The organism is Bacillus sp. EB106-02-03-XG38, from assembly GCF_058792175.1.
The window spans coordinates 505,098-528,053 of sequence record NZ_JBYTED010000003.1; the positions used below are offsets into that span (position 1 = coordinate 505,098).

26 protein-coding genes are annotated in these 22,956 nt (G+C 36.4%); 21 read left to right on the forward strand and 5 right to left on the reverse strand.

The window, feature by feature from the left end:
- Window positions 1–44: 44 nt before the first annotated feature.
- Complete coding sequence (locus AC3WTI_RS17085; RefSeq protein ID WP_087956993.1) at window positions 45–1,538, forward strand: YcdB/YcdC domain-containing protein; 1,494 nt, start codon at window positions 45–47, stop codon at window positions 1,536–1,538.
- Window positions 1,539–1,592: 54 nt separating this feature from the next.
- On the opposite strand, the gene AC3WTI_RS17090 is transcribed toward AC3WTI_RS17085, so the two are convergent.
- On the reverse strand, window positions 1,593–1,823 hold the full coding sequence (locus tag AC3WTI_RS17090; protein ID WP_087956992.1) for a hypothetical protein: 231 nt from the start codon (window positions 1,821–1,823) through the stop codon (window positions 1,593–1,595).
- A gap of 259 nt (window positions 1,824–2,082) precedes the next feature.
- On the opposite strand from AC3WTI_RS17090, the gene sigK reads away from it, so the two are divergent.
- Both sigK and AC3WTI_RS17100 read left to right on the forward strand, forming a co-directional pair.
- On the forward strand, window positions 2,083–2,796 hold the full coding sequence (sigK, locus tag AC3WTI_RS17095) for an RNA polymerase sporulation sigma factor SigK (RefSeq protein ID WP_000051382.1): 714 nt from the start codon (window positions 2,083–2,085) through the stop codon (window positions 2,794–2,796).
- 290 nt (window positions 2,797–3,086) lie between these two features.
- Complete coding sequence (locus AC3WTI_RS17100) at window positions 3,087–3,875, forward strand: phosphatidylserine decarboxylase (RefSeq protein WP_087956991.1); 789 nt, start codon at window positions 3,087–3,089, stop codon at window positions 3,873–3,875.
- Between the two features lie 148 nt (window positions 3,876–4,023).
- On the opposite strand, the gene AC3WTI_RS17105 is transcribed toward AC3WTI_RS17100, so the two are convergent.
- The gene (locus tag AC3WTI_RS17105; RefSeq protein ID WP_000850094.1) at window positions 4,024–4,179 is read right to left on the reverse strand and encodes a sporulation histidine kinase inhibitor Sda; all 156 of its coding nucleotides are present in this window, start codon (window positions 4,177–4,179) and stop codon (window positions 4,024–4,026) included.
- Between the two features lie 247 nt (window positions 4,180–4,426).
- Here AC3WTI_RS17105 and AC3WTI_RS17110 point away from each other — a divergent pair, with 247 nt between their 5' ends.
- The 8 genes from AC3WTI_RS17110 (at window position 4,427) to AC3WTI_RS17145 (ending at window position 9,683) form a co-directional block, all read left to right on the forward strand.
- Entirely contained in the window at window positions 4,427–4,939 is a 513-nt protein-coding gene (locus tag AC3WTI_RS17110) for a YqeG family HAD IIIA-type phosphatase (protein ID WP_000765309.1), read from the forward strand.
- A 3-nt stretch (window positions 4,940–4,942) separates the two neighbouring features.
- The gene (gene yqeH, locus AC3WTI_RS17115; protein ID WP_000140795.1) at window positions 4,943–6,049 is read left to right on the forward strand and encodes a ribosome biogenesis GTPase YqeH; all 1,107 of its coding nucleotides are present in this window, start codon (window positions 4,943–4,945) and stop codon (window positions 6,047–6,049) included.
- A gap of 15 nt (window positions 6,050–6,064) precedes the next feature.
- Window positions 6,065–6,898, forward strand: a complete 834-nt coding sequence (aroE, locus tag AC3WTI_RS17120; RefSeq protein ID WP_087956990.1) for a shikimate dehydrogenase — start codon at window positions 6,065–6,067, stop codon at window positions 6,896–6,898.
- Window positions 6,899–6,903: 5 nt separating this feature from the next.
- Entirely contained in the window at window positions 6,904–7,197 is a 294-nt protein-coding gene (gene yhbY, locus AC3WTI_RS17125; RefSeq protein ID WP_087956989.1) for a ribosome assembly RNA-binding protein YhbY, read from the forward strand.
- Window positions 7,198–7,455: 258 nt separating this feature from the next.
- The gene (gene nadD / locus AC3WTI_RS17130; protein WP_048531269.1) at window positions 7,456–8,025 is read left to right on the forward strand and encodes a nicotinate-nucleotide adenylyltransferase; all 570 of its coding nucleotides are present in this window, start codon (window positions 7,456–7,458) and stop codon (window positions 8,023–8,025) included.
- Window positions 8,015–8,584 carry a bis(5'-nucleosyl)-tetraphosphatase (symmetrical) YqeK gene (yqeK, locus tag AC3WTI_RS17135; protein WP_087956988.1) on the forward strand — a complete coding sequence of 190 codons (570 nt, stop codon included), beginning with the start codon at window positions 8,015–8,017 and terminating at the stop codon, window positions 8,582–8,584. Before nadD ends, yqeK begins: the two co-directional genes overlap by 11 nt.
- On the forward strand, window positions 8,581–8,937 hold the full coding sequence (gene rsfS / locus AC3WTI_RS17140) for a ribosome silencing factor (protein ID WP_048531266.1): 357 nt from the start codon (window positions 8,581–8,583) through the stop codon (window positions 8,935–8,937). The genes yqeK and rsfS overlap by 4 nt, the downstream gene beginning before the upstream one ends.
- Window positions 8,934–9,683, forward strand: coding sequence for a class I SAM-dependent DNA methyltransferase (locus tag AC3WTI_RS17145; protein ID WP_048531264.1), 750 nt, complete (start codon window positions 8,934–8,936; stop codon window positions 9,681–9,683). The genes rsfS and AC3WTI_RS17145 overlap by 4 nt, the downstream gene beginning before the upstream one ends.
- Window positions 9,684–9,989: 306 nt before the next feature.
- On the opposite strand, the gene comER is transcribed toward AC3WTI_RS17145, so the two are convergent.
- Complete coding sequence (gene comER / locus AC3WTI_RS17150) at window positions 9,990–10,817, reverse strand: late competence protein ComER (protein WP_048531262.1); 828 nt, start codon at window positions 10,815–10,817, stop codon at window positions 9,990–9,992.
- A 77-nt stretch (window positions 10,818–10,894) separates the two neighbouring features.
- Here comER and AC3WTI_RS17155 point away from each other — a divergent pair, with 77 nt between their 5' ends.
- From AC3WTI_RS17155 to AC3WTI_RS17165, 3 genes are all read left to right on the forward strand, one after another.
- Window positions 10,895–11,494, forward strand: coding sequence for a helix-hairpin-helix domain-containing protein (locus tag AC3WTI_RS17155; protein WP_087956987.1), 600 nt, complete (start codon window positions 10,895–10,897; stop codon window positions 11,492–11,494).
- Between the two features lie 63 nt (window positions 11,495–11,557).
- Window positions 11,558–12,115: a ComE operon protein 2 gene (locus AC3WTI_RS17160; RefSeq protein ID WP_000439783.1), complete on the forward strand. Its 558-nt coding sequence runs from the start codon at window positions 11,558–11,560 to the stop codon at window positions 12,113–12,115.
- A gap of 14 nt (window positions 12,116–12,129) precedes the next feature.
- Window positions 12,130–14,451: a DNA internalization-related competence protein ComEC/Rec2 gene (locus tag AC3WTI_RS17165; RefSeq protein ID WP_097841217.1), complete on the forward strand. Its 2,322-nt coding sequence runs from the start codon at window positions 12,130–12,132 to the stop codon at window positions 14,449–14,451.
- Window positions 14,452–14,480: 29 nt separating this feature from the next.
- Here the strand turns inward: AC3WTI_RS17165 and AC3WTI_RS17170 are convergent, their stop codons facing one another.
- Window positions 14,481–14,615, reverse strand: coding sequence for a YqzM family protein (locus tag AC3WTI_RS17170; RefSeq protein ID WP_000997609.1), 135 nt, complete (start codon window positions 14,613–14,615; stop codon window positions 14,481–14,483).
- Window positions 14,616–14,961: 346 nt separating this feature from the next.
- On the opposite strand from AC3WTI_RS17170, the gene holA reads away from it, so the two are divergent.
- Entirely contained in the window at window positions 14,962–15,972 is a 1,011-nt protein-coding gene (gene holA, locus AC3WTI_RS17175; protein WP_087956985.1) for a DNA polymerase III subunit delta, read from the forward strand.
- 83 nt (window positions 15,973–16,055) lie between these two features.
- Here the strand turns inward: holA and rpsT are convergent, their stop codons facing one another.
- Window positions 16,056–16,313 carry a 30S ribosomal protein S20 gene (gene rpsT, locus AC3WTI_RS17180; protein ID WP_001274011.1) on the reverse strand — a complete coding sequence of 86 codons (258 nt, stop codon included), beginning with the start codon at window positions 16,311–16,313 and terminating at the stop codon, window positions 16,056–16,058.
- A 181-nt stretch (window positions 16,314–16,494) separates the two neighbouring features.
- Between rpsT and gpr the strand changes: the two genes are divergently transcribed.
- The 6 genes from gpr to hrcA all read left to right on the forward strand — a co-directional run bounded on the left by gpr (window position 16,495) and on the right by hrcA (window position 22,860).
- Window positions 16,495–17,598, forward strand: coding sequence for a GPR endopeptidase (gene gpr / locus AC3WTI_RS17185; RefSeq protein ID WP_097841216.1), 1,104 nt, complete (start codon window positions 16,495–16,497; stop codon window positions 17,596–17,598).
- Window positions 17,598–17,960, forward strand: coding sequence for a YqxA family protein (locus AC3WTI_RS17190; RefSeq protein WP_142305868.1), 363 nt, complete (start codon window positions 17,598–17,600; stop codon window positions 17,958–17,960). The genes gpr and AC3WTI_RS17190 overlap by 1 nt, the downstream gene beginning before the upstream one ends.
- Before the next feature lie 210 nt (window positions 17,961–18,170).
- A complete protein-coding gene (lepA, locus tag AC3WTI_RS17195) occupies window positions 18,171–19,994 on the forward strand; it encodes an elongation factor 4 (protein WP_001030955.1) in 1,824 nt (607 codons plus the stop codon).
- Between the two features lie 150 nt (window positions 19,995–20,144).
- The gene (locus tag AC3WTI_RS17200; protein WP_001293536.1) at window positions 20,145–20,519 is read left to right on the forward strand and encodes a winged helix-turn-helix transcriptional regulator; all 375 of its coding nucleotides are present in this window, start codon (window positions 20,145–20,147) and stop codon (window positions 20,517–20,519) included.
- A gap of 51 nt (window positions 20,520–20,570) precedes the next feature.
- Window positions 20,571–21,710: a radical SAM family heme chaperone HemW gene (gene hemW / locus AC3WTI_RS17205; RefSeq protein ID WP_087956983.1), complete on the forward strand. Its 1,140-nt coding sequence runs from the start codon at window positions 20,571–20,573 to the stop codon at window positions 21,708–21,710.
- A gap of 133 nt (window positions 21,711–21,843) precedes the next feature.
- Window positions 21,844–22,860: a heat-inducible transcriptional repressor HrcA gene (gene hrcA, locus AC3WTI_RS17210; protein ID WP_087956982.1), complete on the forward strand. Its 1,017-nt coding sequence runs from the start codon at window positions 21,844–21,846 to the stop codon at window positions 22,858–22,860.
- Window positions 22,861–22,956: the final 96 nt, after the last annotated feature.

The window sequence follows — 22,956 nt, forward strand, 5'->3', positions numbered from 1 at the left end:
TGTTTGTTATAATTACCTTAAATTGTAATGAAGGGATCGGTATGATGAATCAAAAAGATAAAGAGAGAAAAGAACAAGTGTATCATATGATTAATATTCCAGATGATTATAGACTTGTAGTAGACGATCAAGAAGGCGTGGATGACCCGTATCATCTATTATGGTGGGAGTATAAAGAGGATGAGGAGAGAACGATACAAATTACGCTGAATAGACACACTGGTAATTTAATAGAGTTTAGGATAGATGATGAAAATTATTTTTCGAGTGATAAGGAAGCGCTAGAGGAGAATAAAGCAAGAGAGATTGCAAATGCATTCTTAAAAAAATATACAAAAGAAGGATATGAGTTTTATACATATGTAACTGTTAAGGAAGGAAGGCGTGGTTGGAAAGAAGTAAATTATATGCAAGAAGTGAATGGCTATCCATTGCCGAATACAGGGTGTGTCGTGCAAATGCATCCTTCAGGTAATGTTGTGAATTTCCATCATAATGGACAAAAAGCGATAGAGAAAAAACCGTTATGGCCAAGTGAAATTGTTGAGGAGAATATCGTTTTAGGAAATTTGAAAGCAAGACAAGATATGAGACTTGTATTTGTAGATTTAACATACTCTTCATGTGAGTATGAAAATGGAGAAAGAGTAAAAGGGTACCATCTTGTATATGAACCAGAACCTAGCCATGCGTTTATTAAAGCAAGTACAGGGAAAGATTTATTTGGACCAGATCACTATAAAATGCCTCCAACTGTAGCTATTGAAATAATGGAAAAGGGTAGCCAGCAAGATGATATATTCGATTTGCTTGACTGGGATAAAGAAAGTTTTACAAAAGTAGCTGAGACGGAAGATGATTATGAAATAAGGATGAAATTTGTTCCGAAAGAGGAATTACAGAAACAAAAAGAAGAAAAAAATCTATATTTAATGAATGAATTTTTTAAGAAGCATTTACCGATGTTAAAATATAATAATTTTGTTTGCATTATGATTGATAAATCTACTAATGAATTAACTGGTTTTATAAAACGGACAGACGATAAAGAAGTAAAGCAAATATTGTCTAGAGAGGAATGTTTACAAAAAGCACTTCAATTTTTGGAACAAGTTATTCTAGATGTCACACAATATCTACGTCTTTGGGAAGAACGTGAAGCAGCAGAAGATGGGATTGAAAGATTTACTTTTTCCGTATATGTGAATGGTATTCCGGCAGAGTGTAAACAATTTATGGTCAATATCAATACAGAGAATGGTGCTGTGATGCATTACTCAGGAGAATCTAGCAACTTTATAAAAGAATTACTTACATACGAAACAACACCAAAAGTAACAAAGGGAAAAGCGTTAGACATATACAGAGGGGCCATGCGAGTTCATTTAGAATGGTTTTTAGAGAACGATGTAGAGGCAACAGGCTACGAACTACTGTATAAACAAACAACGGATGAAAATTATAAAGAACCCTTCGATTGTAGACGAGAACTGCGTTATATTGATGCTAACACAGGGGAGAAAATTTGGAGTGAATGAGCTTTTAAATAGGGAAAAAGGTCTTCGAGCGAAGACCTTTTTTAGAAAGAACGATTATTTTTCGTATGTGTCAATTTTGTATAACCACTTCTGTACACTAGCAGGTGGTCCGTCTGTTCGCCACTTTGTTGTACACATTCCGCAAGAACAGTGGACTTTTCCTTTCGCAAAAATACCGGCAATTTCAGGAGTATATCCCCATGCGTGTGTTGCAATATTCATCTTTCGGCGCATCGTACGTTGACGTTGGTGTCTCGTATAAGCACGTGTTCTTTCAAATTTCATATGTGTAAATCCCTCCTTGTAGTACAAGCAGCTTGCAAGAGCGTACAAGGAGTTCATCTCTTACAAGCTACTCATGTACAAGAAGGCAATAAAATGTTTCACATTTTACCCTCCTAACTGTTGTTTTAGTATACGTAGCAAACCTTTGTGAGACAAGAATTATGCTTAAAAAGATGTTGGAATGATATCGTACAGACACAAACAACCTCAAGCCCACATACACATAGTAAAGACCACTATTTTGGCGGAGGTGAAAGGTTTGAGTCTATTCGCCGCAATTGGATATATGGTTCGAGAAGTGTTTGTCTTTGTTTCTTATGTAAAGAACAATGCGTTTCCGCAGCCGTTATCATCAGATGATGAGAGAAAGTACTTAGAGTTAATGGAGCAAGGTGATGCTCAAGCGAGGAATTTGTTAATTGAACATAATTTACGGCTTGTAGCTCATATCGTTAAGAAGTTTGAAAACACAGGGGAAGATGCAGAAGATTTAATTTCAATTGGTACAATCGGGCTTATTAAAGCAATCGAGAGCTATTCGGCAGGAAAAGGTACAAAACTTGCGACGTATGCAGCACGCTGTATTGAAAATGAAATTTTGATGCATTTACGTGTACTAAAGAAAACGAAAAAGGACGTTTCACTTCATGACCCGATCGGGCAAGATAAAGAGGGGAATGAAATATCGCTTATTGATATATTAAAATCAGAGTCTGAAGATGTAATTGATATGATTCAGCTTAGTATGGAGTTAGAAAAGATTAAAGAGTATATCGATATTTTAGACGAACGGGAGAAAGAAGTAATCGTGAAGCGTTTTGGACTGGGGCTTGATAAGGAGAAAACGCAACGAGAGATTGCAAAGGCACTTGGTATTTCCAGAAGCTACGTTTCAAGAATTGAAAAGCGTGCTTTAATGAAAATGTTCCATGAATTTGTAAGAGCAGAGAAAGAGAAAAAAGCGAAAGAATAATGTACATTGCAAGCAGCCGTATTTTAAAACGGGCTGCTTTTCTTTTTGGAAATAAGGAAAGAAAAAGAGTTCTATTCAGAAGAAATACATGTTCACTGTTGAAAATGACGGATTCTATCTGTAATATTAGAGGGTGCTAAACAATTTAAGAATAATACCATACTTAGTTTTCTGCATATATTATATGGTGGTTCTATATGATATGTGGGAATAAGAACCAATTTTACATATGATATAGAAGGAAAAGAAGGGGAAGCTAAAGTTATAGACTGATTAGGAGGTTTCGCAATTTGCGACGTACATTATATCGACTTATGATCGAACTTACAAATGGTCGTTTTACTTCTTATATATTACGTAAATTTGCACAATCTCGTTTGAGCTCTATCATTATTCCATCGTATGCGAAAGTTTTTCAAATTAATCAAGATGAGATGGAAAAGGGTTTGAAGGAATATAGAACATTGCATGAATTATTTACGCGTAAGCTAAAAGAAGGAAAGCGTAGTATTGATACAGATGCATCGAGTATCGTTAGTCCTGTTGATGGTGTTTTTGCTGATCAAGGTCCTATTGAGGACACAAAAACATTTGATATTAAAGGCAAGCGTTATTCGATTGTGGATATGCTAGGTAATGAAGACCGTGCACAGCGATATGCAGGTGGTACATACATGGTTATTTATTTAAGCCCAAGTCATTATCATCGTATTCATAGTCCGCTTTCTGGTTCTGTGACTGAAAGATTTGTACTCGGTAGAAAATCATATCCGGTAAATGCAGCTGGTATGGAATACGGAAAAGAACCGTTGTCAAAAAATTATCGCTCTGTTACAGAAGTGAATAGTGACGGTGAACATATGGCACTTGTAAAAGTAGGAGCTATGTTTGTAAATAGTATTGAGCTGCTGCATGAAAGAGACGTTGTTCAAAAAGGTGAAGAAATGGCATACTTTACATTCGGTTCAACAGTTGTGTTATTGTTTGAAAAAGATATGATAAGAGTAGTGCAGGAATTGAAGAGTGGACAAGAGCTTCGCCTTGGTGAAAAAATTGCTACTCGATTGGCTCAAAAGTAAAGAAAAGATTTTATAACTGTAAGCAAGAGTTATGGACAAAGATGCTTAATGATGAAATTCCCTAGATGGGAGTACTTGTTTATTCGAGAGCCATCGCAGGATGGCTCTTTTTACAAGTTAGCTAATTAAAATTTCCCTTTATATGTAATCAAGACGATTTGACAAGCTTGTCCTCTAATGAGCGTCTAATAATTTCTTGTTTTATAAGTAAAATGAAGTCGGGATTTAATTTTAGTTCTTTTGCTTTATAATAAGACTCAGTGAGTAACTCAGTAGATAACTGTTCCATATGTTTTGTTTTCAAGGTGAGTCACCTCCTAATAATATAAGGATTGATTCGTTGTTGCATTTAATGTACCAAAAAAATATGACAGTCACAAACGAGTGGTTATCCACATACCTAGGTGGATAAAATGTGTATAGATTGTTAGTAAATTCCAAATTGACTGAAAGATTAATGTGGAAAATGTGTACAATTTTATCCACAGGTCATATATCGAAATATGTTGTCGAAAAATTTTTATGAAAACTCCTCAAAGAGGTGAAAGAAATTGAAACTATTTTTACCAAATGAATATGTGAAAAATGTATATCATGTTCAACCAGAAGATTTGAAAAAGCGTGGAATTAAAGGTGTTATTACTGATTTAGATAACACTTTAATTGAATGGGATCGTCCCAATGCAACGCCACAACTTGAAGAATGGTTTTTGAAAATGAAAGAGCAAGGCATTCAAGTAACGGTCGTTTCAAATAATAATGAGCAACGAGTGAAAGACTTTGCTGATCCATTAGGCATTCCATTTATTCATAGTGCGCGTAAACCATTTGTTCGTGCATTTAAGCGTGCGATACAAGAGATGCAATTGCAACCAGATGAAGTTGTAGTAATTGGGGATCAGTTACTAACGGATGTTTTAGGTGGAAATCGAGTAGGACTTCATACAATTTTAGTTGTACCGGTAGCACAAACGGACGGATTAGTAACGCGCTTTAATCGAAAAATTGAACGAAGAATTATGAGAAATATGAAGAAAAAAGGTTTAATTAACTGGGAGGAATAAAGTTTGACTGAAACAATTAAATGTATTGGTTGCGGTGTAGAAATTCAAACAGAAGATAAAAATGAAGTAGGATACGCTCCTGCCTCATCTTTAGAAAAAGAACAAGTAATTTGCCAACGCTGTTTTCGCTTGAAACATTATAACGAAATTCAAGATGTATCATTAACAGATGATGATTTCTTACGTATTCTAAACGGAATTGGAAAATCAGATGCGTTAGTAGTTAAGATTGTAGATATTTTTGATTTTAATGGTAGCTGGTTACCTGGCTTACATCGTTTCGTAGGAAATAATAAAGTATTACTTGTTGGAAATAAAGCTGATTTAATTCCTAAGTCAGTAAAACATGATAAAGTAAAGCATTGGATGCGTTATAGTGCAAAGCAGCTAGGATTAAAGCCAGAAGATGTCTTTTTAATTAGTGCAGCGAAGGGACAGGGAATTGCTGAGCTGGCAGATGCGATTGAGTATTACCGCGGCGGAAAAGATGTTTACGTTGTTGGATGTACAAATGTAGGGAAATCAACATTTATTAATCGTATGATTAAAGAGTTTAGCGATGAGACTGAAAATGTAATTACAACATCTCATTTCCCAGGAACAACGCTTGATTTAATTGATATTCCGTTAGACGAAGAATCTTCTTTATATGATACGCCAGGTATTATTAACCATCACCAAATGGCTCATTATGTTGGGAAACAAAGCCTAAAGCTTATTACACCAACAAAAGAAATTAAGCCAATGGTGTTCCAATTAAATGAAGAACAAACATTGTTCTTTAGTGGACTGGCACGTTTTGATTATGTAAGTGGCGGTCGTCGCGCATTTACTTGCCACTTCTCAAATCGTTTAACAATCCATCGTACAAAGCTTGAGAAAGCAGATGAATTGTATAAAAATCATGCTGGAGATTTACTAAGCCCGCCAACACCAGAAGAATTAGAAAATATGCCGGAGCTAGTGAAATACGAGTTTAATATTCGTGAACCAAAAACGGATGTTGTATTCTCTGGATTAGGATGGGTTACTGTGAACGAACCGGGAGCAAAAATTGTTGCACACGTACCAAAAGGAGTAAGTGTTTCATTGCGTAAATCTTTAATTTAATATGGAGAGGGATTTATGAAACAATTATATGGTGTAATCGGAAATCCAATTGGACATTCATTATCACCCGTTATGCATAACGATGCATTTGAACACTTGAATATGGATGCCCATTATCATGCCTTTCTTGTTAAAGAGGAAGAGCTAGGGGAAGCAGTAAGAGGTTTAAAAGCATTAGGTATTTCAGGATTTAATGTAACAACTCCGCACAAAGTTGCGATTATGGATTATTTGGATGAGATTGACCCGCTAGCAAAACAAATTGGTGCGGTAAATACAGTGGTTCATAAGGATGGAAAGTTGATTGGCTACAATACAGATGGAATTGGTTTTGTCCGAGCATTGCAGTCCATTAGTAGTGAACCACTTCAAGAGAAACGTATTTTATTGCTTGGCGCAGGTGGTGCTAGTCGAGCGATTTATTTTTCTCTTGCCGATGTAGGTGTGAAAGAGATTGATGTAGCTAATCGTACAGTGGATAAGGCGAAAGAACTTATTGCTGCATGTACGGCTACTGTTCATTCTGTTGCTTTATCTTTAGAAAAAGCAACAGAAGAACAAGGAAATTATGATATTATCATTCAGACGACAACGATAGGTATGCATCCACGCGTTGAACATACGCCATTACAAATTTCTTCGTTAAAAAAAGGGACGATTGTATCAGATATAATTTATAACCCATTTGAAACGAAAATTTTATGTGAGGCGAAAGAGCAAGGTGCAACCATTCAAAATGGTATTGATATGTTTGTTTATCAAGGTGCACTTGCGTTTGAAATGTGGACAGGCCGCGCGCCAAATATCGAACGAATGAAACAATTAGTTATAAGAAAGCTTGGAGGCTAACATATATGTTAACAGGAAAACAAAAAAGATTTTTACGTGCACAAGCACATCATTTAACACCAATTTTTCAAGTAGGAAAAGGCGGAGTAAATGAAAATATGATTAAACAAATCGGAGATACTTTAGAAGCTCGTGAGCTATTTAAAGTAAGTGTGCTACAGAACTGTGAATTCGATCGCCGTGAAGTTGCAGAAGAACTTGCAAAAGGTGCACGTGCTGAAATCGTTCAAGTAATTGGAAGCACAATCGTTTTATACAAAGAATCAAGAGAAAATAAACAAATTAAGCTTCCTCGATAAAAAGATTATCACGAGCTATTTTTATCACGCTTTAATGGGCAGTAAGACCCCCCACCTCAAAATTCAGCGAAAGCAAAGAATTTAGGTGAGGGGCTGGCTGGCCATTAAAGTCCGATTGGTGAGGGCTGATTAAAGTTTCACTTTATCGCAGATGCGTAATGATGTAGAGGGCGAAACCAATTGAACTTTTATTAATAGCAACTCTCTTCATTCCTAACCGAAGAGAGTTGCTATACGTAAAAGGAAGGGGCGGTTCTTTTGAGGAAAATTGGCATCATTGGCGGTACATTTGATCCGCCACATTATGGACATTTGCTCATTGCAAATGAAGTATATCATGCTTTGAATTTAGAAGAAGTATGGTTCTTACCGAACCAAATTCCGCCGCATAAACAAGGGCGAAATATTACAAGTGTAGAAAGTCGCTTACAAATGTTAGAGCTTGCGACTGAGGCAGAGGAACATTTTTCTATTTGTTTAGAAGAGCTAAGCAGGAAGGGCCCATCTTATACGTATGACACTATGCTACAATTGACGAAGAAGCATCCGGATGTGCAGTTTCACTTTATTATTGGTGGAGATATGGTTGAGTATTTACCGAAGTGGTATAACATTGACGCGTTGCTTGATCTTGTAACGTTTGTTGGGGTTGCAAGACCTGGTTATACATTGCATACACCTTATCCTATCACCACTGTGGAAATTCCGGAGTTTGCAGTTTCTTCATCTTTATTACGCGAGAGATATAAAGAGAAGAAAACGTGCAAATATTTACTTCCTGAAAAAGTACAGGTATATATTGAGAGGAATGGGTTGTATGAATCGTGAGAAAGCACTACATATTGTCAAACAACAAATGCATGAAAAACGTTATATACACACAATTGGTGTAATGGAAACAGCAATTGAACTTGCTAAGTTATACGGTGTGGATGAAAAAAAGGCTGAAGTTGCAGCTATATTCCATGATTATGCGAAGTGTAGAGCGATTCCAGAGATGGAAGAGATTATTAAACGTGAAGATTTGCCGAAAGATTTACTTTGTTATAACAAAGAGTTATGGCATGCACCTGTTGGGGCATACTTAGTAGAAAAAGAAGTAGGCATTACGGATCCTGAAATCCTGCAAGCTATTACATATCATACAAGTGGTCATGAGAAAATGACGATGTTAGATAAAGTAATTTATGTAGCTGATTACATTGAGCCTGGTCGAAAGTTTCCAGGAGTGGAGGAAGCTCGTAAACTCGCATATGCGGATATAAATCAAGCTTTATTATTTGCATTAAAGAGAACAATTCAATTTTTAATGGAAAAAAATCAAACGATTTATCCATTAACATTCCAAACATACAACGCAGTTATCAAGGAGGAAATTAGTAAATGAACGATAAAGATTTATTAGTATTAGCGGCAAAAGCAGCTGATGATAAGAGAGCAGAAGATATGGTTGTCCTAAATATGCAAGGTATTTCACCAATTGCAGATTATTTCATTATTTGTCACGGTAACTCGGATAAGCAAGTGCAAGCAATTGCACGTGAAATTAAAGCAAAAGCACACGAGTTCCAAATCGACGTACAACGTATGGAAGGTTTTGACGAAGCGCGCTGGGTATTAGTTGACCTTGGAGATGTAGTTGCTCATGTATTCCATAAAGATGAGCGTAATCACTATAATTTAGAGCGTCTATGGGGCGATGTGCCACGTGAAGATATTACAGAAGAGCTAGGCCAATGAATTACGAACAATTTGCATTGCTGTACGACGAACTGATGAATGATGTCCCTTATGATAAATGGGTAGAATTCACAGAGGAAAGCCTACAGCAAGCGGATATGAAAGAGGCGAAAATTCTTGATGTAGCATGCGGTACTGGTAATGTAACACTTCCGCTTGTACAAAAGGGTTACGATGTAATCGGTGTCGATCTTTCAGAAGAAATGTTAGCAGTTGCTCAGCAAAAACTAGGCGGGGAAGGATATTTTATTCCTTTTTATCAACAAGATATGCGAGAGCTTGATGTTCCGGGTGAGTTTGACTGTGTAACGATCTTTTGTGATTCATTAAATTATGTATTGCAAGAAGATGGAGTGCAAGAAACATTTCGAAGAGTGTTTCACCATTTACGTCAAGATGGTTTGTTTTTATTTGATGTACATTCTTTATATAAAATACATCATGTATTTCAAAATGAAACATACACAGTAAATGGAGAAGAAATATCTCTTATTTGGAATTGCTTCCCTGGTGAAGAATCAAATAGTGTAGAACATGATTTAACATTCTTTGTTCAAGACCCAGAAGAAGATGTGTACCATCGCTTTGACGAATGTCACGTGCAACGTGCATATCCGGTTGAAGAGTTAACGAAATGGCTTGAAGCAGCTGGTTTTACAGTGCTTCGCGTAACTGGTGACTTTGAGAGACTTGAAGTTACAGAACAAACAGAGCGTATTTTCTTCATGGCGAAGAAAAATGGATAAAGTGAAACTTTAATCAGCGGGGGGCGAAGCTCCCCGTTGATTATTAGTTGAACCAATCGGGCTTTTACGGGCAGTTGATCCCCCACTGAACTTCTTTGCTTTGGGGATCTTACTGGCCAGCAAATAGCGTGGTAAAACAAAAGCAACCGAGAAGGTTGCTTTTGTTTTGTAAAGAAACTGTAATTTTTGCCCTAGCATAATAAGAAGATGATATACGTGAAGTGTGAAAATGCTAGTTTAAGTGAAAATGTAATGTGAAAAACTAAGTATTTATAAAAAGGATTTGGAATGACGATGACGTATTTATTATGTGTGTTTATTGAATTGCTGATCAACGCATTTTAAATCTTCATCAAATTTCTCGTGTGTCCGCTCGATTAATTTATGAAACATATCCCCAACATGTTCTTCTAAAACACGAATACCTTCTCCTGTAACGCCGCCTTTAACACATACTTTTTCTTGTAAAGTAGGTAATGTGAAAATCCCTTTTTCAAGTAATTTCCCCATTCCGACGACCATTTCACTTACTAAAGTAGTGGCCTCTTCATGTGTAATATTTGTTTTATCTACAGCAGCATTAATGAAACATTGTAATAAATAACTAAAGAATGCAGGGCCGCAGCTTGCTATATCAGATGAAACGCGCGTTATATCTTCTTCTATTACAAGGGGAGTAGAAATATTTTTGAATAGGCGAAATAATTTTTGTTGCCACTCTTCAGAGCATTTACTTCCAAAAGTAAATAGTGATGCGCCAGACAGAGCACGGTTTGTAATGCTTGGAATAATACGGGCAACGTGGCAAGGTACAAGTGTCTCTAATTGTGATGGAGATATTGGACTGGTGATAGAAACTAAGCACTTTTCATCAGAAAAATATTCAGCGTATTTTTGTAGGATCGGGTATATATCTATCGGCTTTACGCAAATAAAAATAAGATGTGATCGTTCGATTACCTCATCAATAGTTTTGGCTATATGAACAGAAGGGTGTTTTTCCTTTATATGATATGCTTTGGCGGGCGTTCGATTAATGATTGTAAGGCACGAAGGTTTGACAGCACGGGTTTCTAAAAATGCATCGATTAGTATATTCCCCATGTTCCCTGTCCCTATAATTCCTATGTTCAATGTTTCATACCTCCTTCGTAACAGCTTTCTCCTAAACAATATGAATGATGTTATAAATTTATGATTAGAGGTGAAAAATGATGTGGGATTTTCCAAAGAAATGGTTAGGATTAGTAGCTATTATTGGAACTGTACTTTTTCTTTTTTTCTGGAAAATGAACGGGCATACAGAACGATCAATCATTGCAACGGATATTCAAGCGAAAGAGATAGAGAAAAAAAGTAAACCGAAAATATCGGATACAAAGCAGCAGAAAAAAATAATTGTAATTGATATGAAAGGGGCTGTTGTTAAAGAGGGAGTGTATGAAATGAAAGAAGGGGACCGGGTCAAGGATGCCATTGAAAAGGCAGGTGGTTTTTTGCCCGAGGCAGATAGGATGAAGGTGAATTTAGCACAAATGGTACAAGACCAAATGATTCTTTACGTACCGAATAAAAGCGAACAAGTGCAAGGAGAAACTGCTGTTTCAAAGGGAGAGGGGAAAGTTCAAATAAATGCAGCTTCTAAAGAACAACTTGAAAAAATTACAGGTATCGGCTCTCGGAAAGCAGAAAGTATTTTGAAATATCGAGAGGAGCATGGTCCATTTCAAAAAATAGAAGATTTATTAGAAATTGATGGGATTGGTGCGAAGTCTTTGGAAAAAATAAAAGATCAAATTATTATTCCGTAAAAGATTGACGAAGTTTTTCTTCATTCGCTACACTACAAGTAGACAAAAAAGTAGGTGAAGAATATGGAACGAATTTCATGGGATCAATATTTTATGACGCAAAGCCATTTACTATCTTTACGTAGTACATGTACAAGGCTTGCAGTAGGCGCGACAATCGTTCGTGATAAACGAATTATTGCTGGTGGATATAATGGTTCAATTAAAGGTGGCGTACATTGTATAGATGACGGATGCTACGTTATTGATAATCATTGTGTTCGTACAATTCATGCAGAAATGAATGCTTTATTACAATGTGCAAAGTTTGGCGTGAAAACGGAGGAAGCGGAAATTTATGTTACGCATTTCCCTTGTTTACAATGTTGTAAGGCGATTATTCAAAGTGGTATTACAGCGGTTTATTATGCGCAGGATTATAAAAATCATCCATATGCCGTAGAGTTATTTGAAAAAGCGAATGTAACAGTGAAACACGTTCCGCTAGAATATGATATTGCGGCATTAGAGGATCAAAAGCGTCATATGGAGTTAAAAGAACTATTTGCATCTTTAGAAAAAGAGAATTTATCAATGGAAGAATTACAGCATGTATTTACGAAAGCAAAAATGATGCTATAAGGAGTGAGTATAGGTTGCATGGACAATGGGGCTATGTTGCAATCTCATTTATAATAGGGATTGCAATTGCCTTCTCCTCTTCGGTTTTATTGCTGATGTGTTGTCTCGTTCTATATGCTATCTTTTGTTTGTATCGTACTTCGCATAAAACCTTCCTTTATTGTATGATAGCGTGTTTTAGTGGCGCTATGTACACTGCGTATGTTCAAGGGCAAAACAAGCCTCTAGGAGAGTCCTACGAAGCTACAAGAGGAGTGATATATAGTACACCTCTTATTAACGGGGATCGCCTATCATTCCAAGTTGAAGATCAGTATAAAAATATAGTGCAGTTAAGTTACAAAATTAAAACAGCCTCGGAAAAGAAACAACTGCGACGATTACATGCAGGAGCATCGTGTGTATTCGAAGGTGAGAGGAAAGAACCACCAATAGCTCGGAATTTTCATGGTTTTAATTATCGTGATTATTTGTATAAGCAAAATATTCATTTCATATTGGAAGCTACATATATTTCTGATTGCTATAAAACAGCATTGTCACCCGTGCAATGGATTCTTCTTTTAAGGCAACAAGCTATCTCGGGAGTTACAGAAATGTTTCCGGAGCAATCAGGTGCTTTTATGAATGCATTAGTATTTGGTGATAGACAACAAATGATATATGAAGTTGAAGAGCAATATCAACAATTTGGTCTTGTACATTTGTTGGCGATTTCAGGATCACATATCGTATTGTTAATGGTGATCGTGTATTTTATTTTGCTAAGAAGTGGTGTGACAAGGGAGATAGCTACAGTATGTCTTTTCTTTTGTATTCCTCTATATATGGTTTTAGCAGGAGCGTCACCGTCTGTTATAAGAGCTTCTATAACAGGAGTTTTAATGTTGATTGCTTTTATGTGTTCTATTCGTTTATCTAGCTTAGATGCTTTAAGTGTAACAGCTATATGTATGCTTATATTTGATCCATATCTCGTGTTTAATATTGGTTTTCAGTTTTCTTTCGTCGGTAGTTTTGCTCTACTTTTATCTGCCCTGCTTTTACTAGAGAGTAGTAATGGAGTAATCCGAAACTCTATTTATATTTCTTTTATTTCACAGCTCGTTAGTACCCCAATTTTGTTATATCACTTCGGTTATTTTTCTCCATATAGTATTTTTCTAAATATCCTATACGTTCCGTTTTTATCTCTTATTGTATTGCCGTGTAGCATTGTTATTTTGATATGTATACCGATCATCCCGTTTCTTGCAAAAGGACTTGCGAATGTACTATCAATAGGTTTGAATCTTTCTAATGATTTTTTAAGTTATTGTGAAAACTTACCATTTACCCGTCTTAATTTTGGGCAAACACCTATACTTCTTGTAACCCTATATTGTGTGAGTATTATTAGTGTATTGATGGTTTGGGAAAGGCGAATGTCGAAAGGGATTATGTGTATAGCTTCGGGTGTATTTCTGTTTATTAGTACATGTCATTATGTATATCCGTATTTTCGGGAAAGTGGAAGTGTTACATTTCTTGATGTTGGACAAGGGGATGCGATATTAATTCGTCTCCCGTACGATAAAGAGGTTTACCTCATCGATACTGGTGGAACAATTCGTGTAAATAAGGAAGAATGGCAACAGAAAAAACATGAATTTTCTGTCGGAAATGATATTTTGATTCCGTATTTACAAAAAGAAGGTATTAAAAAAATCGATAAATTAATCGTAACGCATGGCGATGCGGATCATATAGGTGCTGCCCAAGAGTTATTATCAAATATAATCGTAAAAGAAGTCGTATTTGGCCGAAAGGAACAAGATGCGGAATTAGAAAAAGTAGTAAAAAAACGGGCGTTAGAAAAGAAAGTGAAAATAAGAGAAGTGGGAGAAGGAGAGAGTTGGAGTATAAATGGAGCGGAATTTTTCGTATTATCCCCAACAGGAAAGGAAAGAGGTGAAAATAACGCTTCAATTGTAATGTGGGCAAAATTAGGAGGACTAACGTGGTTGTTTACAGGTGATTTAGAAGAAGAAGGAGAGAAGTTTTTAGTAGCTACGTATTCAGAGCTACGAGCGGACGTTTTAAAGGTTGCTCATCACGGGAGTAACACGTCATCTATAATGCCTTTTTTGAGCGCTGTACAGCCTAATATGGCGATTATTTCTGCCGGTGAGCGTAATAGGTATGGACACCCTCATAAAGAAGTTATAGAGCGTTTGGAGGAGATGGGGATTGAAATATGGCGCACGGATAAGCAAGGTGCTATTTCCTATGTTTTTAAAGGGGAAAGCGGAACCTTTCGTAGCAAAATCACATATGATGAAACACATAATCGATAAAAAAGAAGACTGCCAGTAAGCAGCAGTCTTTAAGAACCGATAAATTTAATAACAGTTGCAATGATGAAAAGTGTTGCGAAAAAACCAAATGAGACGATAAATCCTACCCCTGAATCAATAGCGTCATTGCGTTTACTTTGAACATTTTGTTCAAAATCATTCATTTAGAATCCCTCCCCAACATTCCACTTTAGTATAAAATATTGTCAGAAAAAAATCTACAATTTATATATGAAGAGAAATAGAGCGTTTTTACTACTTTTAGATCATGAAGTAACGTGAGTTTTTTGTTTCCAAGCATGTTAACAGTTGGCACTTATACTCGAATTTTTATTGTGAATAATAAAGGGAAGGTGATTACCGCACACCAATAAGAAACCCGGGGCTTATTGCGTGGCGTTTAATATAAATAAAGGGACGGGTTATACAGCCTGTTCCTTTGTACTTGTAAAACAAAAGCTAGGGCATTAGTATAAATATATATTGCCAAGTTAGGGAGTAGGAAAAAGTATGAGTGATATACATAAAAAGATTAAAAAGAAGCAGTTTTCGCCGTTGTATTTACTGTATGGAACGGAAGCGTTTTTTATAAATGAAACGATAAAGCTTATTACAACAGAAGCGCTTGAAGAGGAAGATCGTGAGTTTAATGTTGTGACATATGATTTAGAAGAAGCGTATTTAGAAGATGTGGTTGAGGATGCACGTACACTTCCTTTTTTTGGAGAGCGTAAAGTACTATTAATAAAATCACCACTATTTCTAACTTCACAAAAAGAAAAGTTAGAACAAAATATAAAAATTTTAGAAGAATATATTGGGGAGCCTTCTCCTTTTTCTATTCTTGTTTTTGTTGCGCCTTACGAAAAGCTTGATGAACGAAAAAAAATTACAAAACTATTAAAGAAAACAGCGGATGTAGTAGAAGCGAATGCGATGCAAGTGCAGGATGTTCAGAAGTGGATTGTGGCTCGTGCGGATGAAGTGCATGTACATATTGATAATGCGGCTGTTAGTTTGTTGCTAGAGCTTGTGGGAAGTAATGTTACGATGTTGGCGAAGGAAATGGACAAGTTAACGTTATACGTTGGTATGGGCGGAGAGGTTACCCCAAAACTGGTTGCGGAGCTTGTGCCAAAATCAGTTGAACAAAATGTGTTTGCTTTGACAGAAAAAGTGGTGAAAAAAGATATTGCCGGTGCGATGCAAATTTTGGATGGATTATTTACGCAGCAAGAGGAACCGATTAAACTACTTGCGTTATTAGTAAGTCAATTCCGTTTGCTCCATCAAGTGAAGGAGTTACAGCAACGCGGTTATGGACAGAATCAAATTGCGTCTCATATTGGTGTGCATCCCTATCGTGTAAAGTTAGCGATGAATCAAACGAAGTTTTTCTCTTTCGAAGAATTAAAAAAAGTGATTATAGAATTAGCGGAAGCTGATTATAGTATGAAGACAGGAAAAATGGATAAGAAACTTGTGCTTGAGTTTTTCTTAATGCGGTTAAATCATATGTAATGAAACAAAAAAGTTCACGTGCTTAGCGCGTGAGCTTTTTTGTATATAAAAAAACGATCCAAATGGATCGTTTTTTAAACGCCTTACGCGTTTACTTGTTTCGCTAAGCGAGATTTTTGACGAGCTGCAGCGTTTTGGTGGATAAGACCTTTACGAGCTGCTTTGTCAAGTTTTTTAGAAGCAGTTTTGAAAGCTTCTTTAGCATTTTCAAGATCGTTATTAGTAACTAAAGCTTCAACAGTTTTAACAGCAGAACGCATGTCAGACTTGATAGAAGCGTTATGTGCACGACGCTCTTCGCTAAGTTTAGCGCGTTTGATAGCAGATTTGATGTTTGCCATACTTTTCACCTCCCTGGTGCAATCGAATGACTCGATTCATAACATAGAACAAGTGATATTCTATCAAACGGTGAAGAGAATTGCAATAGTATATCCATGAAATTTCACGTAAAGGAAAGAATGACCTTATATAACTTTGGGAAATCTAACGATATTTACTATGAATTACGGAGGAGATACGATGAAAGAACCATTAGATTTAAGTAAATATAGTGTTAGAACGGACCTTGCTATAGAGGCACATCAAATGTTGCAAGAACGTCAAGAAGAGCAGCAAGGAATACAAGGAGTTATTGTAAAAGAGAGGGAAGAAGAAGGTATCACCATTACGAAAGTAACGATTGATGAAGTTGCCTCTGAATCGATGGGTAAAAAACCTGGAAATTATTTAACGCTTGAAGTACAAGGTATACGTCAACAAGATACAGAGCTGCAACAAAAAGTAGAGCGTATTTTTGCAAAAGAATTTTCTTATTTCTTAGAAGAGGTTGGCGTTACGAAAGAAGCGAGTTGTTTAATTGTTGGTCTTGGGAATTGGAATGTAACGCCAGATGCGCTTGGGCCGATAGTTGTAGAAAATGTATTGGTAACGAGACATTTGTTTCAATTGCAGCCTGAAAGTGTAGAAGAAGGGTTTAGGCCTGTCAGTGCAATTCGGCCAGGGGTAATGGGAATTACAGGAATCGAAACGAGTGATGTCATTTATGGAATCATTGAGAAGACGAAGCCAGACTTTGTCATTGCAATTGATGCCTTAGCTGCCCGTTCTATTGAACGAGTAAATAGTACGATACAAATTTCTGATACGGGGATTCATCCTGGATCAGGTGTTGGGAATAAACGTAAGGAACTTAGTAAAGAAACATTAGGTATACCTGTTATCGCGATTGGTGTTCCGACTGTGGTGGATGCCGTTTCAATTACAAGTGATACAATTGATTTTATTTTGAAACATTTTGGCCGGGAGATGAAAGAAGGAAACAAACCTTCAAGATCTTTGTTACCAGCTGGCTTTACATTTGGAGAAAAGAAAAAATTAACAGAAGAAGATATGCCGGATGAAAAGAGCCGAAATATGTTTTTAGGTGCTGTAGGTACACTGGAAGATGAAGAGAAGAGAACATTAATTTATGAAGTGTTATCACCTCTTGGACATAATTTAATGGTGACTCCGAAAGAAGTGGATGCTTTCATAGAGGATATGGCAAATGTAATAGCAAGTGGTTTAAATGCAGCACTGCATCATCAAATTGACCAAGATAATACAGGAGCATATACACATTGATGGGAAGAGAGGATAATTATTTAAGCCGCTTTTCGCTTTTATGTATATGTAGTGCGTCCCTATGCTTACTTATGGTGATAGCGGGGGTGGCACTTGCTAATCACGGTTTGAAAAGTATGAAAGGGTATCAGCAAATGTCGTATGAACAAATCGCTCATATGACAGGAACAAAAGGTGAGGCTGCTGAATCAGAAATTTTGGAAGGCTCGTTTTCCGCTGCTGAAAAACAAAAACAATTAGAAAGCTTAAGAAGTTTTAATGTTGTAGAAGGAATTGGTATGGCGATAGCAAGTGTTGCCTATGAAATAACAAAGTTTGGAACAGATATAGTTGTCGGGAAAGTAAAAGAAATTTTTAGTTAAGAGTCAAACGGGGGACGGTTGTTTTACAGATTTGTAAGACAGCCGTTTTTTAATTTGAAAAAGGTTTGTCTCTTATGGTTTGTTCGCATAAGATATAGATAGAATGATTTGTATTGTAAGCAGCACGAGTTTTCATTGAATCTTTGCTGCTCTATTGATATAATCAGTGCTAGTGTATATTGGCGAGACTATTAGGAGTTGAGAACATAGATGAACAAAGAAGAAAGAGCAAAAAGACAGTCCAAAATTCGTAACTTCTCTATCATTGCTCATATTGACCACGGAAAGTCAACGTTAGCAGACCGTATTTTAGAGAAAACAAACGCGTTAACACAACGTGAAATGAAAGCTCAGTTGCTTGACTCTATGGATTTAGAGCGTGAGCGTGGTATTACAATTAAATTAAACGCAGTACAGTTAAACTATAAAGCAAAAGACGGTGAAGAATATATTCTTCACTTAATTGATACACCAGGACACGTCGACTTTACGTACGAAGTATCTCGTAGTTTAGCGGCTTGTGAAGGTGCGATTCTTGTAGTAGATGCAGCGCAAGGTATTGAAGCGCAAACGTTAGCAAACGTATACTTAGCGCTTGATAACAATTTAGAGATTTTACCAGTTATTAATAAAATCGACTTACCAAGTGCAGACCCAGAGCGTGTACGCCAAGAGGTAGAAGATGTAATCGGTTTAGATGCATCAGAAGCTGTACTTGCTTCTGCAAAAGCTGGGATTGGTATTGAAGAGATTTTAGAACAAATCGTTGAAAAAGTACCAGCACCAACAGGAGATTCAGAAGAGCCGTTACAATGTATGATCTTTGACTCTTTATATGATCCATACCGTGGTGTAATTGCATATATTCGTGTTGTTAACGGAACGGTAAAAGTTGGCGATAAAGTACGTATGATGGCAACTGGAAAAGAGTTTGAAGTAACAGAAGTAGGTGTATTCACACCGAAAACTACGCAACGTGATGAGTTAACAGTAGGTGATGTAGGTTTCTTAGCAGCATCGATTAAAAATGTTGGTGACACACGCGTTGGTGATACGATTACACACGCGAAACGTCCGGCTGCAGAGCCGTTAGCAGGTTATCGTAAATTAAACCCAATGGTATTCTGTGGTTTATATCCAATTGATTCTGCACGTTATAACGACTTACGTGATGCGTTAGAAAAATTAGAGCTAAACGATTCTGCTCTTGAGTTTGAACCAGAAACGTCTCAAGCACTAGGATTTGGTTTCCGTTGTGGATTCTTAGGACTTCTTCACATGGAAATCATCCAAGAACGTATTGAACGTGAATTTAAAATTGACTTAATTACAACGGCGCCAAGCGTTATTTATAAAGTGTATTTAACAAACGGTGAAGATGTTATTGTTGATAACCCATCTAATATGCCAGATCCACAGTCTATCGATCGTGTAGAGGAGCCGTTTGTGAAGGCTTCAATTATGGTTCCAAATGACTATGTTGGAGCTGTAATGGAAATTTGCCAAGGTAAACGTGGAACGTTTATTGATATGCAATATTTAGATGAAACACGTGTTACATTAACATATGAAATCCCGTTATCAGAAATTGTATATGATTTCTTCGATCAATTGAAATCAAATACAAAAGGATATGCATCATTTGATTACGAGTTAATTGGTTACAAACCATCTAAACTTGTGAAAATGGATATTCTTTTAAATAATGAACAAGTCGATGCTCTATCATTTATCGTACACCGTGATTCAGCGTATGACCGTGGTAAAGTGATTGTAGAAAAATTAAAAGATTTAATTCCAAGACAGCAGTTCGAAGTGCCAATTCAAGCGACAATCGGAAACAAAGTTGTAGCGCGTTCTACAATTAAGGCGATGCGTAAAAACGTACTTGCGAAATGTTACGGCGGTGACATTTCTCGTAAACGTAAACTTCTTGATAAGCAAAAAGAAGGTAAAAAACGTATGAAGTCTGTTGGTTCTGTAGAAGTACCGCAAGAAGCGTTCATGGCTGTACTGAAAATGGATGACAACTAATAATTGATTGTTATTTCATACGAATCGATATAAAAAGAGAAGTCGTTTATACGGCTTCTTTTTTATATCATTACTTTTTAGACAACGTGGCATCTCTCATTTACAATGGTGAGAGAGCTTTTTAGTTCATATAGAGTTAGGAGTTTGTTAATGTCCGAAAATATTCGAAAAGATATTCACGAGAAAATACAAAATGGAAATTTTAATTGTGAAAAGGAATTGACGCTTTCTATTATTAGTGGAAAGTGGAAAGTTGTAATACTGTGGCATCTTGGTGTGGAAGGGCCTCATCGTTTTAGTGAATTACAACGATTATTTCCAAGCATTTCTCATAAAGTTTTGTCAAATCAATTAAAAGAGTTAATGGAAGATGGGATTGTTGACCGAACAGTATACCCAGAAATTCCTCCGCGAGTGGAGTATTATATGACGGAATTAGGCATGTCGCTTTTACCAATCGTTGAAATGATGTATGATTGGGGAAAAATGCGAATGGAGCAAATTCGTAATACGTTAGAGAAGTAAAGAAGCCTCCCGAGCGCGGAGGTTTTCTTTTTAGAAAGGTAGGAGTTATATTTGGTGCAAGCTGCATATATTCATATTCCGTTTTGTCAGCATATTTGTCACTATTGTGATTTTAATAAAGTGTTTATTGAACGCCAACCGGTCGATCAATATTTAGAGTATTTAGAGAAAGAAATAATAAATACAGTCCAAAAGGTCCCATTTGATAGTATGAAAACGATTTTTGTTGGCGGGGGAACTCCGACAGCGTTAAATATGGAGCAGACAAAAAAGTTACTCGATATTATAAACCGTCGTTTACGTCCATTTGCTCCGAATTGTGAATTAACATTTGAAGCGAATCCAGGTGATTTACCGAAAGAGAAGTTAAATGTATTGCTAGAAGGTGGAGTGAACCGAATTAGTTTTGGCGTGCAAACATTTCGAGATGAATTGCTTGAGAAAATTGGGCGCAAGCATACGAGGGAGGATGCATTTGTAGCAATTAGAGAAGCGCAGGAAGTGGGCTTCAAAAATATAAATGTAGATATTATTTATGCTCTGCCAGGGCAGACGATAGAAGATGTGAAAGAAACGCTAGATATTGCTTTTACGCTCGGTGTACAACATTTCTCGGCCTACTCATTAATTGTGGAACCGAAAACTGTTTTTTATAACTTAATGAATAAAGGGAAATTAAGACTTCCAGGTGAAGACCATGAAGCAAAAATGTACGAAATGGTAATGGATGAAATGGAGAAACACGGCTATACCCAGTATGAAATTAGCAATTTCTCAAAAGGTGATAATGAAAGTAGACATAATCTCACATACTGGAATAATGAAGAGTATTATGGATTTGGAGCTGGGGCACATAGTTATGTAAATGGAGAACGTATCCAAAATGTAGGACCGCTCAAGCAATACTTCAATAAAATCGATGAAACTGGATTTCCATATTTAGATGTTCACGCGGTGACGGAGAAAGAAAGAATGGAAGAAGAGTTGTTCTTAGGACTTCGAAAAACAAAAGGTGTATCTAAAATAGGATTTCAAAAGAAATTTAATATGGAAATGGATGAAGTTTTCGCGAAGCAGTTACAAAGCAACGAAGAACAAGGGTTGCTTGAAGAGAGCGATGGATATGTTCGTTTAACGCGAAAAGGAAAATTATTAGGGAATGAAGTATTCCAATCATTTTTGATTGACTAATTAAATGTTCCATTAACGTGAAAAAGTTTCATTATTTCGTGACGTTTCCGTTGACAATTGAATGTCAATTTTGGTAAGTTATTAATAGATTTAGCACTCGAAGACAAAGAGTGCTAACAGAGGTGATGATGAGATGCTTACGGAACGTCAGCTCTTAATTTTACAAACAATTATTGATGACTTTATTGGATCAGCGCAACCTGTTGGGTCGAGGACGTTGGCTAAGAAAGATGAAATTACGTTTAGTTCAGCTACTATTCGAAATGAAATGGCTGATTTAGAAGAACTAGGATTTATTGAAAAAACGCATAGTTCTTCAGGACGTGTTCCTTCTGAAAAAGGATATCGTTTTTATGTAGATCATCTTTTAGCGCCGCAAAACTTACCGAACGATGAAATTGTACAAATTAAAGATTTATTTGCTGAAAGAATTTTTGAAGCAGAAAAGATTGCACAGCAATCGGCTCAAATTTTATCAGAGCTTACGAATTATACGGCCATTGTTCTTGGACCGAAGTTAAGCACAAATAAACTTAAAAACGTACAAATTGTACCGCTTGATCGTCAAACTGCAGTCGCTATTATTGTAACGGATACAGGGCATGTACAAAGCAAAACGATTACCGTTCCGGAATCTGTTGATTTATCAGATTTAGAAAAAATGGTTAATATTTTAAATGAAAAGCTGTCGGGCGTACCAATGTCGGAACTCCATAACAAAATCTTTAAAGAGATTGTTACAGTTTTACGTGGGTATGTTCATAATTACGATAGTGCAATAAAAATGTTAGATGGTACATTTCAAGTTCCTTTATCGGAAAAGATATACTTTGGAGGAAAAGCAAATATGCTTTCGCAACCAGAGTTCCATGACATTCACAAAGTAAGATCCTTACTGACGATGATTGATAATGAAGCCGAGTTTTATGACATTTTGCGTCATAAACAAGTAGGTATTCAAGTGAAAATTGGTAGGGAAAACTCTGCGACGGCCATGGAAGATTGTAGTTTAATTTCTGCAACCTATTCGATTGGAGACGAGCAACTTGGAACAATTGCTATTTTAGGTCCTACAAGAATGCAATACTCTCGGGTAATTAGTTTGTTACAGTTATTTACGAGACAATTTACTGATGGACTTAAAAAGTAAATGAGAGTAATACATTCGCTCAAGTAATGAAATTTTCATTGCTGTGTGTAATATATAATGCTTAGGTAATTGTGCTATGCATAATACCTAATACCT